The following is a 13,023-nucleotide window of genomic DNA, read 5'->3' as shown; positions in this document are numbered from 1 at the left end:
GCCGACGATGATGCCGCTGCCGGACGCCGCCACCGTATTGTTGCTGACGACGATATCGCGTGCGTCATGCCACAGGTGGATCGCGCCCTGCGCCACGCGGTACACCACGTTGTTCCGCACCGCGCCCGAGGTGCTCACGTAGATGCCCTGGATGTAGTGGCAGCCGGGCGGCCCGATGTCGTGCACCAGGTTGCCGATCACCTCGGACTGCACGCCGCGGTAGTAGCTGTCCACGCCGATCGCCGAGCCGCCCTCGCTGGTGCATGCCACACCCTGCGCCATGTGATGGATCCAGTTGTCACGGATGACGGCGTAGGAGCCGCCGTTGTAGATGCCGTAGCGCCATGCGGCGCCGCCCTGCCCTGCGGCGCCGTCCACCTCGAAGCCCGCGATGTCGGTGAAACTGCCACGGTTATCCCACGCCATGTCGCGGGCCGGGCGCGCCGGCGGGACGATGGTGGCGCCCCACTTCACCTCCGACACGTAGTAGATGCGCGCGGCCGGGGTGCCGTTGGCGCTGGTGCGGAAACCGCCCGCGTAGCTGCCGGGCGCCACCAGCACGGTGGTGCCCGGCCTGGCCGAGCGCGATGCGCGCGCGATCGACCTGAAAGGTGAGGACCGGGTGCCGCTATTGCCGTCGCTGCCGGCCGGCGACACGTACAGCGTATAGGGCGTGGCCGGAAGCGCACGCCGGTACGGCACGCTTGCTTCCATGCCGGGATACTGCCCGCCGGCCGGCTGGCCGAAGTCCTGCGGCATGGCGCTACTTGCTGTACGCGAGCTGCACCTCGGGCTCGCGGTGGAACTGGTAGCGGTAGCTGGACAGGCGCAGCGACAGGTCGTTGAACAGCACGCCCTGGGGCGAGATGCCGGCGTGGTTCAGGCGCTTGACCGACTCGTTGATCTCTTCCTCGGTGGTGCGCCCGGCGCGCGCCAGGATGAACACGGCGCCGGCATGGGCGCCGATGATCAGCGCGTCGGCCACCGTCAGGATCGGCGGCGGATCGAGCAGCACCAGGTCGTATTCGGCGCTGACGGTTTCGAGCAGCGTGCCGAAGTTCAGGTGCAGCAGGAATTCGGAGCGGTTGGGCGGCAGCGCCCCGGTCGGGATGAAGTCGAGGTTCTCGAGCACGCCGCGATGGACGATGTCGCCGACCGCCATGGCGCCGGCGATCGCGTTCGACAGCCCGTGTTCGCGGCCGACGCCGAAGTAACGATGCAGGTGGCCGTGGCGCAGGTCGGCGTCGATCAGCAGGACGCGCTTGCCGCTGGCTGCCATCACCGCAGCCAGGTTGACAGTGACGAAGGACTTGCCAGCGCGCGCGAGGGTCCGCTGATCATGACGATATTGTTCCTGAAGTGAGGCATGGCGAACAGCAGCGCGGCGCGGAAGCCGCGCAGGCTTTCCACCGCGATGTCCTCGGGCGCGGCCTGCGCCAGCAGCGGCAGGTCGCCGCCGTCGCCGCGCGACTTGCGGCTCAGGCGTTCCTCGATATTGCTGTGCGGGACACTGGCGTACACCACGCGCGCGCCCAGCATGCGTTCGATTTTCTGCGGGTCGTCGATGCCGCCGTTCAGCGCGCGCCGGGTGAAGGCAACCAGCGTGCCGATGAACATGCCGGTGATCGCCGCCAGTATCACGATCAGCGGCCGGTTGGGCTTGATCGGCTCTTCCGGCGCCATCGGCGCGTCGATCATGCGCACGTTGCTGACCCGGCCCACCGACACCAGCCGCAGTTGCTGGGCGGTGTTCGACAGCGCGGTGTACAGGTCGGTGTTGACCTTGATCTCGCGCACCAGGCGCGCTTCGTCCTGCTCCAGCACCGGCAGCGACTTGATCCGCCTTTGCACGTCCTCGATCTCGTCATCCACTTCCCTGCTCTGCCGGCTGACGCCGCGCACGATAGGATGGTCCTCCGTGAAGCGGGTCAGCAGCTCGGTCTTTTTCTGCTGAAGCGCGATGCGGCGGCTGCGCGCATCGGCTGCCTGCAGGAGACTCATGCGCGCTTCCTCGCGCATGTCGACGGTGCCGTGGCTGTTGCGGAAATGGTTGTAGCGTTCCTCCGACTGCTCCAGCTGCCGCTTCAGGGCCGGCAGCTGGCGGTCGAGGAAGGCCAGCGATTTTTCGGCCTCTTCGGTCTTGCGCGCCAGGTTCTGGCGCATGTATTCGCGGCCGATCTCGCCCAGCACATTGTTGATGCGCAGCGGGTCCTCGCCCTGCAGCTTGACTTCGATAATGCCCGACTGCTTGCCCTGCTCGCTGATCGCCATCGCGTTCTGGATGCCCTCGATGGTGCCGAGGCGCGACAGCCGCCGCAGGTGGAACTCGGCGCCGGGACGGGCATCGAGCTTGTCGATCCGCAGCTCGAGCGTACCGCCACCGACCTGCGCCTTCAGGGTTTCGCCGACCCGTCCTTCGTACACCACCGGCTGGCCGCCGCCGCTGAGGCGATACACGCCGCCGCCCATGGTGGTGACCAGGAACTGGCGGTTCTGCATGATCTCCGGCACATCGAACAGCGACACCACCGCCTTTTCGGCACCCCACACATAACCGCCGTGGCCGAAGATGCCCGGGTCGGACAGCTCGCCGTCGCCATGGCCGGCGAACCAGAAGCCGATCACGGGGAAGTACTTGGGACGCACGTCGATGTACAGCTGCAGGTTGTCGACCGCGTGCGAAATCACCATGCGCGAACGCAGCAGCTCCATTTCGGCGATCGCATCCTTCTTGGTCTCGAACAGTGACGACACCTCGGCCAGGATGTTCTTGGAGGCGTTGGGAGATTCCTCCTCGACGTGGATCAGCAGGTTGGCCTGGTACACCGGGTTGGCCACCAGCGCATACACCACCGCCACCGCCGTGACCAGGAAGGTGACGCTGCCGACCAGCCAGCGGTTGTCGAACAGGACGTTGAAGTACGCCCTGAGCCCCGGCTCGTCGTCCTCGGCGACCTGCTCGTGGCGCGCCTCGACCGGCACGCTGAGCATCGGTGGCGTGGTCAGTACGTTCGATACCGGATGCTGGTCGGCAGGACGGTTCATGGTGGTGCCCTCGCGTGGCGATTTTTACGGCCGGGCTGCGCCGACGGCTTGCGTCAGCGCACCGGGGAACAGCAGGGAGAGGCTGCGGTGCCAGTTGGCCAGCGGCGAAGCGGCGACGTAGACCAGGTCCTTCGGGTGCAGCTCGAAAGCCTCGGCCATGGCCAGCGCCCCGGTCTGGCGCGCGTCAAGCTGGAAGATGCGGGTGCCTTCGGGCGCCTTGCGCACTACGTAGACCTGGCGCGCGTCGCCGGTGAGCGGGCTGATGCCGCCCGACTCGCCCAGCGCCTCGTTGAGGCTCAGGCGACCGTTGTGCATGGTGAGCGCCTTGGGCGAAACCACTTCGCCCGAGACGAACACCTTGCTTTCGTCGCGCGAATGGACGCGCACCACGTCGCCGTTCAGCAGCAGCACGTTGCCGGGATTGACGCCCTTCTGCACCAGGTCGCGCAGGTCGATGTCGTAGCGTTTCTTGTCGCGTTCGAGCGCGATGCGGCTCTGGTCCGCGGTGGGCTGCAGGCCGCCGGCGCGGTTCAGCGCCTCGAGCAGGGTCATGGGAATGTCGTTGATCGCCTGCAGTCCGGGCTCGCGCACTTCGCCGTCTATATAAATGCGATTGCTGCGGTAGGACTGCACGCGTAGGGTCACGTTCGGTTGCGCGATGTAGCGCGCCAGCCGCGATACCAGCAGGTTGCGCGCCTGCTCCTCCGTCAGGCCGGACAGCCTGAGCGAGCCGGCGAACGGAAACTGCACCTTGCCTTCGTAGTCGACCACGAAGCCGGGCGCCGGTGCGCCGGGCGTGCCGGCGTCGACGTTGATGCTTGATGCGATCATGCCGTGGCCGGCCAGCTCGGGGTGGTCCCACACGACGATGGCCAGGATATCGCCCGGCCCGATCTTGTAGGGCGGCGGCTCCGCCACCACCAGGTGCGACAGGTCCTGGTTGGCGCGCCGCTCGCGCTGCTGCTTTTCGGCGAGGATAAGCTGCTCGGTGATCATCTGGGTTGGCGGCGCACCGGCGCCTTCGGCATCCGCACCTGCCGGCGCCTCGATGCGGCTGCCGGACGAGGCGCAGGAGCACAGCGCGGCTGCGATGAGCAGCATGACGCAGCAGGTCCAGCGGACCGGTAGGTGTGTTTTCATGATCATGCCCATCCACGTTGCACGCCGGGTTGCCATGCCTGGGCAAATCCGGCACTGCCTGACCGATCCAGAGTAAGTGAGCAAGCCGACAATGGCTTTAACCCATATCAAACGGCGGCCACAGGCATATTTACGGGAGGGAATGCGGGATTAGCGGATCTCTTCGACCAGCTTGAGCACCTGGTCGAAGGTCCAGATGCGGCGGATTTCGATGACGTCGTAGCGCGCCGCGATTGCCGGCGGGAAGGCGGAGTAGCGTGCATTGATGCGCACGATGCGGTGCACCGCCTCGTCGGTATCGGCGCGCCCGCTCGAACGCACGATCGTGACGTCCTCGATGCTGCCGTCGCTGCGTACCGACACGCTGACCAGCGGGTCGATGCGCACGTCGCCGATCAGCTTGGGAAAGTTCAGGGCGCCATTGCGCTCGAGCTTTTGGCGGATGCTTTCGACGTACATCCGCAGCGGCACGTCGCGCTGGCTGCTGTCGGCTACCACACGGCGGCGCGAACGGTTGTCGTCTATGCGCGGCCGCGCCGGCGGGGCGCCGCTCAACAGGTCGAGGCCCTTGCTCATTTCGCGCACGCGGTTGGCCAGGTTGCTGCCGTAGGCCGCGGCCGGCGCCCTGGTCCGGCTGTCACCGCCCTGTCCGTCCGCGGCGCCGAACGGATCGCCGGCCGGCGCCGGGACCGGCGCCGCCTGGGCCAGCTCGCGCTCGCGCGCGGCCTGCTGGCGTGCGCCTTCTTCGGCCAGCCGGCGCGCGGCCAGTTCTTCGAGCCGCTGGCGCTCGGCCAGTTCCTGCATGTGGCGCTGCTGCGCGACCAGCTCCTCCGCTTTCCGGCGTTCGGCCAGCTGCTGCGCAAGCTGTTCCTCCGCCTTTTGGCGTTCGAGCAGTTCGCGAACCCGGCGCTCCTCGGCCAGTGCTTCGTCGCGGCGGCGCTGGCCGGCCAGCAGCTCTTCCTGTTTGCGCGCTTCGGCCGCCAGCCGTTCCTGTGCCTGCTGCTCCTGCCGCGCAGCCAGGGCCAATGCTGCTGCGCGCTCCTGTTCGCGCACCTCCGCGGCGATACGTTCCTCATTGGCAAGCCGCTGCTCCAGCTCTTTCTTATCCGGCTCCACGCTGGCGAGGATTTCCGGTTCCGGCGCCGGCTCCGGCACGTCATCGGCGCCGTGCCGGGCCTCGGCCGGGTCGATCGCTTTCTGCTCCGCCGCCTTGGGCTGCGGCAAGGGGACAACAAATTCGCTTGCGGGGCTGTCGGCCTGGGCGATGACGCGCGTGGCGGCATCCGGCGCGGGAACTGGCACCGGCGTGCTGATGCGACGCTCGCGGCGCGGCTTGTCCTTCCTGACGATCGCTTCGCGGTTCGGTGCCGGCGGCGGCACGGGCTGGGGCGCCGGGTCGACCAGCGCCAGCCCGGTGGCCGCGCGCCGGACTGTTTCGGGCGAAGACGGCAACGGTAGCGGTTCCGCCACGATGTCGGCAGGCTGCGGCTGCGGCGGTGCAGCCGGCGCCAGCGTGACGTTGATGGGGGCGGGCCGGCCCGCAAGCGGCAGGCCGGGAATGCCGAACTGCAGCGACAGGACAAAGCCGTGCAGCAGCAGCGAGATCACCACGCCCGTGGCGAGCCTCCGGTTCATCGCGTCCGGGGAAAGCATGCGGCCGGGGGCGGCGTCGAAGCTCATTTGCCGGTGCCGCAGAGAACGAAAGGGTGATCGCCGACCGGAACCATGCGGGCCTCGCGCGGGTGTGGGTATGAGGCGAGGCCTCACACGATGTCGGAATTTTAACGATATTCGTCCGGGGACGATAGTATCGCTTCGTACATTCCGGCGTAGCGTTGTGCGATGTGGGGCCAGCCGAAACGCTCGAATGCCACCTTGCCGGTGTCAAAGGCGCTGAAATTGTCGATGATGTGCTCGAGGCCACGGCGGATAGCGGCCACCGACTTTGGATCGACCGCCGCGCCGACGTTCTGGATGAAGGTGCCGTCGATTCCCTGCCCGCGCGTGTACAGCACAGGCAGGCCCTGGGACAAGGCTTCCACGTAGACCAGGCCGAAAGTTTCATGGTGCGAGGCCATCGCGAACACGTCGCAGCAGCGCACGACGTCCAGCAGCTGCTGGCCCGGCGCCATGTGCCCGTGCCACACGATTTTGCCCGCATGCGCGGCCACCGCCTTCCTCACCGCGGCTTGCTGGCTGCCGTTCGCGCCCACCAGCCTGAGCCTCAGGTGCGGACGGGTCGCTTGCAGCTGCAGGAAGGCCCGGATCAGGCGCAGTACATTCTTGTTCGGGTCGAACTGCCCCATGAAGAGGATGTCGCTGGCCGCCTGCCTGCGCTGCGTCCTTGCGTTGTCCAGCCACAGGCGGTCGATGCCATTGTTGATGACCAGCGCCTTGGCCCGGTAGTCGTGGCGGTGCATCCGAAGCAGCGGGTGCGCGAAGAAGTTGTCGTGGTTGGACTGGCTAATGAAGACCAGCCTTTGCGCGTTGTCGAGTATTTTTCGGGCCAGCAGGATCAGGTGCGGCTTAAACCTCAGGAAAATGTTGATATCGGTATTCCTGATCGCCACGATGTAGGGCTTGCGGTACTTGCGAAAGATCTCCCAGGCCAGCGCGCCGTCGCTGAACAGGGTGGTGGCGTGCACGATGTCGCAGCCGCCAATGATGTCCAGCGCCTCCAGGTCGCGCAACAGCTTGCCGATCTTGAGTCCGAAGAAAATGCGATGGTGGCCTCCCAGCACACTCGAGAACCGGATCGCCGAACCCGGGACCAGGAACTCGATGCGGTTGCTGTCCCGGTTCGAATGTTTGCGCAAGGGCGTAAACACCTGCTGCCGTACGCCCATCTGGTCCAGTTGTGCGTACAGGTTCCTGTGAACCTTCGTCCACAGGAAGTCGTTGCAGATATGGAGCACGGCGCGCCCTGTCATCGCTCCAGCGTACGGTCCGCGCCTGGCGCGGCGTTTGAGAATACGCAACGGCTTCGCTAAGGGCGCAGTCCGAGTGCGGCAAAATGCAGCACCCAGTGCTCTTTCGGATCGGCGCCGAGCAGCGCGGCCGCCTCGTCATCGTAGAAGGCGCCCACCGGGCAGGCCGCCATGCCGCGCGCGGCCGCGCCAAGCAGCCAGCGCTCGCTGACGAGGCCCGCTTCGATCAGCACCTGGCGGTAGGCGCGCGCGCCCTCCGCCAGTACCTGCACGCGGGCGGCGGACAACACCAGCACGACGGCGGCGTCGCCGATCACGTCCTGCGACAGGGCGGCCGAACGCGCGGCGGTGGCGAAATCGCCGCTGCGCAGGCGCACCAGCGCATGCTGGCGCGGCAGGAAGCGGTAGACGCCAGGGGGAAGTCCCGCGACGCGGTTGACCACGATATTGGCGTGCACCGCCGCCGACAGCTGCGGCGGCTGCGCCATGCCGTCCAGGATGGACGACAGGGTCTCCAGTGCGACCGGCCCGCTCCCGAAACGGCGCTCGCTGCGGCGTGCCGCGATCGTCGCGTACAGGTCCTTCCCGGCCACAACCGGTGCGGGAAGGGGAATCAATTCGCCCGGGGGCGCAGCTTCCTCGCGCAACGAGGTGGCACGCTGGATGACGCCGGTGACGCCGATCGACGTGGATGCGGCAGCCGCGCCCGGCAGGTAAGGCCCGGCGGCGGGAAGCGCCGCCGGCGGCATCGCGCGGCCAAGCACCATCATCGCGAGCACACCCTCCTCCACCCCGTCGATGCCGAGCGCGCGCCGCCGCCGCGTCATCGAACGCGGGCAGCAGGCGCGCATGAAGGCCCGCGCGGTGCCCGGCCAGGCGCACGTTTTCCAGCAGGTGGCCGGCATCGGTGGCGGCATAGCGGTAGGCGCGGTTGTGGTACTTGTAGCCGGTGCGGCGGAACAGCGAGCTGAGGATGATGACGGCATCGGCATCGTCCTCAGCCTGCGCCCCTAGCGCCGGCGGCAACGGCCCAAGCGCGTGCAGCCGATGGTGCTCGGGATCGTAGTGGTACAGCCCCGGCGCCAGGCCGGCCATCCGGCGCGCGGCCACATACAGCTCGCTCGGGAACAGCGCCCCGGACGACGGCGCCGCGCGCAATGCATTGCCGCCGCGGTGCAGCGTGATGCCCGACGACAGAAACAGCAACTCGCCCAGCCGGTCCAGCGACAGGGGGCCGGCCACCTGGGCTGGCCCGCGCAGCGCCGCGTCGAGCGCCGCGCCGCCTGCCGCGCCGCGCGTCAGCGCAACCGTCGGAACGCCTTCGTACGCCTTGTACGGAGGCGGCGGCGAGCCCCATTCGACGCCGGCCGCGCGGTTTCCCATAGTCACACAGCAATTTGGCACGGTAACGAGCGGAAACCTTCGGTCGATTGATGTCAGGAGCCTGTTCGGATGCAGCGGGAATGGATCGCCACCAGGGAGAAGGCAACAGCAGCGCCAGTCTCCCCGAAATCGCGCCCATCTACCCATTTTGCATATCTTACTCATCGCGCCTGCAACCCGGGCCGCGCGCTCTCCTATGAGACCGCGCCCGTATTTTCAGGTCCTCCCGCCGCAGCCGCCACGCGGCGCCGCCGCGCGGCCTTGCGCCGGCGATGCGCGAGCGCGCCGACGCACTGCTTGAGATCGCCGCCGAGACGGCGCACTTCGGCGGATGGGAGGTGGACTTGCGCCCTACGACCTCACGCTGGAAGCGGTCACCGCGCGCGGCAGCAGGATGCGGGTGCGCACGGCCGGCAAGGCGGTGCGGGCGCGCGATGGCCAGGTGGTGAAAGTCCAGGGCGCGGTTTAGGACATCACTCACCAGAAGCAGATGGAAGACGCATCGATCGGGCTGGCCAGGCGCCCGATCAGCACCGACATCGCGCAGCGCAAGGCGGCCGAACGCGAGATCGAGCGGCTGGCTTTCTACGATCCGGTGACCAGCCTGCCGAACCGCCTGCTGCTCGACCGCAGCACGCGCTCGCGACCTGCGAGCGCAGCAACAGCTCGGGCGCGCTGCTGTTCATCGACCTCGACCACTTCAAGACCATCAACGACACGCTCGGGCACGACAAGGGCGACCAGCTGCTGCTGCAAATTCCACAGCGCCTGGGCTCCTGCGTGTACGAGAGCGACACGCTGGCGCGCTCCGGCGGCGACGAGTTCATGGTGATGGCCGAAAACCTGAGCGAACAGCCCCCCGAAGCGGCCAGGCAGACCACCCTGATCTGCCAGCGCATCCTGCGTTCGTTCGCCGAGCCGTTCAAGCTTGAAGGCATCGCTCGCCACATCACGGTGAGTATCGGCGTGACACTATTCGACAAGCACCGCGCCAACGCGGGCGAACTGCTGAAACAGACCGACCTGGCCATGTACGAAGTGAAAGCGGCGGACCGCAACGGCATGCGCTTCTTCGACCCGATGATGCAAACCGAGATCACGGCGCGCGCCGCGCTCGAGGCCGACCTGCGCGATGCGCTGGTCAAACAGGAATTCCTGCTGCATTACCAGCCGCAGATCGACCAGCGGGGCCGCGTGACCGGCGCCGAGGCGCTGCTGCGCTGGCACAGCGCGCGGCGCGGACCGGTGTCGCCGGCCGTATTCATCCCGATCGCGGAGGAAAGCGGCCAGATCGTGGCGCTGGGCCAATGGGTACTGGCGATTTCGGCACCGGCTATTCCTCGCTCAGCTACCTGAAGCGGCTGCCGCTGGACCAGCTGAAGATCGACCAGTCCTTCGTACGCGATGTGTTGAGCGACCCGAACGACGCGGCGATCGCGCAAACCGTCATCGAACTTGGCCACAGCCTTGGCTTGAACATCATCGCGGAGGACGTGGAAACTGCCGAACAGCGCGACTTCCTGCAGGCGCGCACGGCTGCAGGTCGTTCCAGGGCTACCTGTTCTGCCGCCCGGTGCCGGCGTGCCAGTTCGAGGAGTTTGTTGCCAGTACCAGCGGCGGCGCTGATCCGGACCCGGCCTACAGTGCGTGAAGCTGGTAGCGCACGTCGCGGCGCTCGCGCGCTTGCGGGCCGGTGACCAGGTAGCTGTCCCACCCAAGCCGCGCCCCGTCCCTGCCCAGCGACACGCCGCGCACGTCGGGTCCGCGCAGCACCAGCTCCACTTCATATTCCAGCGACACTCCGGAGAACATCGCCAGTATGCTTTTCAGCGCGCGCGCGCACGCCCCGCCGGGCAGGAAGCCGTCGAAGCTGGCGCGGTCGAGCGGTCCCACCTCGATACGCAGGCGCAGGTCGCGCTGCCATACGCGGGCGCCGGCCAGCGCGTCCTTGCCCAGTGTCGCATTGGCGCCGCCCAGCATGGTCTGTTGGCCGGCCGGCACCTCATACCAGGCGCCGATGAACTGTTCCGCCTTCACCGGCTGGCCGAAGTACTCGGCCAGCACGCGTGCCATCTGAACCGCGGACGCCGGCCGTTGCCGCATCGACGCTGCGAAGTAGCCGATCGACTCATCCAGCACGCCGCCTTCGCCGGGATCGGTGAGCCGTTTGCGCAGCGACTCGTTACCCAGGCCCGCCAGTGCCAGCAGCAGCGGCAGGAAGCCATCCCTTGCCTCGGCCTGGTAGCCCAGCTCCAGCCGGTACTTGCGCCAGGCTTCGTAGAACAAGGCCAGCGAGCGGTTCGAGAATATATCGAGGAAGGCGCGCGGACCTTCGTCTTTCTCGTACAGCACATGCGCCGCGATGCGCTCGGTGTAATGCGCGGGCAGCGCACCGTTGCACCCCAGGAGGCCCATGAAGGCGGGCGTAATGCTGACGTACTTGAGCGTGGCCGATTGCAGCGCAACCGAGAGCGCGCCGGCGTCACTGTGCCCGCTGTGCGGTTCGGTGCCGATGGCTTCGACCTGGCTGGCCGGAAAAGCGAGAGAGGTCGAATTCTGGAAGCGCAGGTATTTCGCCACCATGCCAGGCTGCGGCTGGCCGTGGCGCCTGAGCCAGAGCTCCAGCATGCGCATCGCCTGGAAGTATTCGAAACGGTATGGCTGCCGGAACAGGCGCTCGATTACAGCAGGCTCAAATCGCCGCTTCGTGGCGTGCATTTCAGTAACTCCTCTCCGGTTTTATCGGACACCACCACCAGCTGGGTGAAGCTGTTGGCGTGCACGTACAGTCCAAGGAAGCGTTCGATGATGTGGGCGAAGGCGTGGATCCCGCTGCCGACGAAGGCCTCTTCGTCGATAGCCAGGCGCACCTCGACGCCGCGCACCAGGCAGGCGAAGGGATTCCCGGGCAGCCAGGCGTTGGCAGCCTTGTGGGAGATGGCCGCGATGCCGCCGATCTGCCGCTGCGACGATGGGGAACGCGGCAGGTCGTACAGCGCCAGCATCTCGCGGAAGGCATCCAGCCCGCCCTCGGCCAGCGACAGGTGGTTCAGCGACAGGTGCGACATCAGTCGCCAGTGCGCTCCTCTGCCCCGCTCGAAGCGGCTGGACGGCGTGGGCTTGCGCAGGAAGCTGATCGCGCGCACGCTGGAGCCGCCTTCGAGGAAAAGGTCGCCGTCGCGCTGGCCGTGCGTGAGCAAGGACGGCAGGTCGCGGTTGGTGCAGGTCAGTTCGAGACTCAGGGTGCTGGTTTCGACTTCGGCCGGATCGAAGTCGATATCGACAATGGAAATCTGGGTCTCATAGCCGGGGCTCTGGTCGGCCAGCGTATCGTCGCGCCGCATTACCCAGTAGTGGCCGCTCTTTTCCGGCGTCTGGCCGTGCTTGAGCGAATAGAAGGGCCGGAAGTCGACCACCGATTCGCCCTGTGGCGTCTGGCGCACCAGCTTCACCGCGTCGATCGACTGGACTTCGAATGCGTAGGCGCGGCGCGCATCGGCCAGCACCGGATAGCTTGCGGTGGCGTGGGTCAGGCGGATCGGTTCGCCGCCCTTGCAGAAAAGGTTGACCACCGGCGTGCAGCCCAGCAGGAGGTTGTTGGTGGACAGCGTGCCGAGCATGCGCGCGCTGTTCGAGTCGGTACGCATGCCCGACAGCGCCAGGTGGATGGTGACCGACTTCGCTCCCGCGGGCAGCATGGCATTCGGCACGGCCAAGTCGATGTCGAAGAAGTTGAACTTCTCCGGGAAGCAGAAGTATTCGGTCAGCAGCCGGTACGCCGCATGCGAGCGCGCCGGAAAGTCGATCAGTGCTTCGTCTTCGTCGAAGCCCGCGGCGCTGACCGGAATGGCGGGCAGCTGGACCCAACGGCCACTGTGGTCCGCCTCGGCCCAGGCGGCCACGGTACGCATGAACAACGCATCGCGCAGCGCCGCGCAGAACGAAGGTTCGCCGTCGATGAACACGCGCAGCTTCGACAGCGCCAACTGGCCGATGGCGACCTGTTCGGCGGTACTGGAGATGGTCAGGCTTACGCCGGAAGTGGCCCCAACCGGGAGCCGGACGGCACCGGGCGCGTCGATGATCGCCGCGAACGCGGCTTCGGTGAGCGCCAGCGGCGCGATGGTGACCGGGTAGGCGGTGCGAAAGGTGCAAGCGGCGCCACGTACCGGGTGCGTTGCCAGCTGGGTGCCGCGCGGGACAACGCTCGCCGTGGTCAGCTGCGCCGCGGCGCCGCTGAAGTCCATTCGCGCGATCGAGCACGAAGGAAAAGGCCGCAGGTAGTGCGGGTACAGCACTTCGAACAAGGCCTCGGTAAATTCGGGATAGTCGTCGTCGAGCCGCTTGGCGATGCGGGCGTTAAGCAGCGCGAACGACTCGATCATGCGTTCGATGTGCGGGTCTTCGCATACCTCGCCGCCGATCAGCAGCCGGCCGGCGATCTTGGGATAGCGCTCGGCGAATTCGCGCGAATGGCGGCGCAGGAAACCCAGTTCCCTTTCGTAGTACGGCAGTAGCTGTTCCAAGG

The 13,023-nt window shown here is 67.3% G+C and carries 10 protein-coding genes and 2 pseudogenes; 2 read left to right on the top strand and 10 right to left on the bottom strand.

Going from position 1 to position 13,023, the window contains the following annotated elements; all coding sequences use genetic code 11:
* The 8 genes and pseudogenes from D3872_RS22660 to D3872_RS27570 all read right to left on the bottom strand — a co-directional run.
* On the bottom strand, window positions 1–759 hold a 759-nt coding region (locus tag D3872_RS22660), incomplete at its 3' end, for a right-handed parallel beta-helix repeat-containing protein (protein WP_119812892.1).
* Window positions 760–763: 4 nt separating this feature from the next.
* Entirely contained in the window at window positions 764–1,279 is a 516-nt protein-coding gene (locus D3872_RS26820; RefSeq protein ID WP_229459486.1) for a CpsD/CapB family tyrosine-protein kinase, read from the bottom strand.
* Window positions 1,279–3,045, bottom strand: coding sequence for a GNVR domain-containing protein (locus tag D3872_RS22655; protein ID WP_229459485.1), 1,767 nt, complete (start codon window positions 3,043–3,045; stop codon window positions 1,279–1,281). The genes D3872_RS26820 and D3872_RS22655 overlap by 1 nt, the downstream gene beginning before the upstream one ends.
* 24 nt (window positions 3,046–3,069) lie before the next feature.
* Window positions 3,070–4,185 carry a polysaccharide biosynthesis/export family protein gene (locus D3872_RS22650; protein WP_229459484.1) on the bottom strand — a complete coding sequence of 372 codons (1,116 nt, stop codon included), beginning with the start codon at window positions 4,183–4,185 and terminating at the stop codon, window positions 3,070–3,072.
* A gap of 150 nt (window positions 4,186–4,335) precedes the next feature.
* Window positions 4,336–5,865 (bottom strand): TonB C-terminal domain-containing protein, encoded by a 1,530-nt coding sequence (locus D3872_RS22645; RefSeq protein WP_119812890.1) that lies wholly within the window; start codon window positions 5,863–5,865, stop codon window positions 4,336–4,338.
* Window positions 5,866–5,966: 101 nt separating this feature from the next.
* The gene (locus D3872_RS22640) at window positions 5,967–7,115 is read right to left on the bottom strand and encodes a glycosyltransferase (protein WP_119812889.1); all 1,149 of its coding nucleotides are present in this window, start codon (window positions 7,113–7,115) and stop codon (window positions 5,967–5,969) included.
* Window positions 7,116–7,171: 56 nt separating this feature from the next.
* Window positions 7,172–7,882, bottom strand: a complete 711-nt coding sequence (locus tag D3872_RS22635; RefSeq protein WP_229459487.1) for a SagB/ThcOx family dehydrogenase — start codon at window positions 7,880–7,882, stop codon at window positions 7,172–7,174.
* 100 nt (window positions 7,883–7,982) lie between these two features.
* Window positions 7,983–8,495: pseudogene (locus D3872_RS27570) on the bottom strand (SagB/ThcOx family dehydrogenase); the annotation flags it as partial.
* Window positions 8,496–8,826: 331 nt separating this feature from the next.
* Here D3872_RS27570 and D3872_RS25870 point away from each other — a divergent pair.
* The gene (locus D3872_RS25870; RefSeq protein WP_182915899.1) at window positions 8,827–8,964 is read left to right on the top strand and encodes a hypothetical protein; all 138 of its coding nucleotides are present in this window, start codon (window positions 8,827–8,829) and stop codon (window positions 8,962–8,964) included.
* Window positions 8,965–9,021: 57 nt separating this feature from the next.
* A pseudogene (locus D3872_RS25865) lies at window positions 9,022–10,146 on the top strand (putative bifunctional diguanylate cyclase/phosphodiesterase); the annotation flags it as partial.
* On the opposite strand, the gene tssG reads toward D3872_RS25865, so the two are convergent.
* The gene (tssG, locus tag D3872_RS22615) at window positions 10,134–11,213 is read right to left on the bottom strand and encodes a type VI secretion system baseplate subunit TssG (protein ID WP_119812887.1); all 1,080 of its coding nucleotides are present in this window, start codon (window positions 11,211–11,213) and stop codon (window positions 10,134–10,136) included. The pseudogene D3872_RS25865 and the gene tssG overlap by 13 nt on opposite strands.
* Complete coding sequence (gene tssF, locus D3872_RS22610) at window positions 11,177–13,021, bottom strand: type VI secretion system baseplate subunit TssF (protein ID WP_119812886.1); 1,845 nt, start codon at window positions 13,019–13,021, stop codon at window positions 11,177–11,179. Before tssF ends, tssG begins: the two co-directional genes overlap by 37 nt.
* Window positions 13,022–13,023 lie beyond the last annotated feature (2 nt).

The sequence above is a fragment of the Massilia cavernae genome (assembly GCF_003590855.1).
In the GTDB taxonomy this organism is placed as follows: Bacteria; Pseudomonadota; Gammaproteobacteria; order Burkholderiales; family Burkholderiaceae_D; genus Telluria_A; species Telluria_A cavernae.
This window is presented reverse-complemented; position numbering and strand designations above follow the sequence as displayed.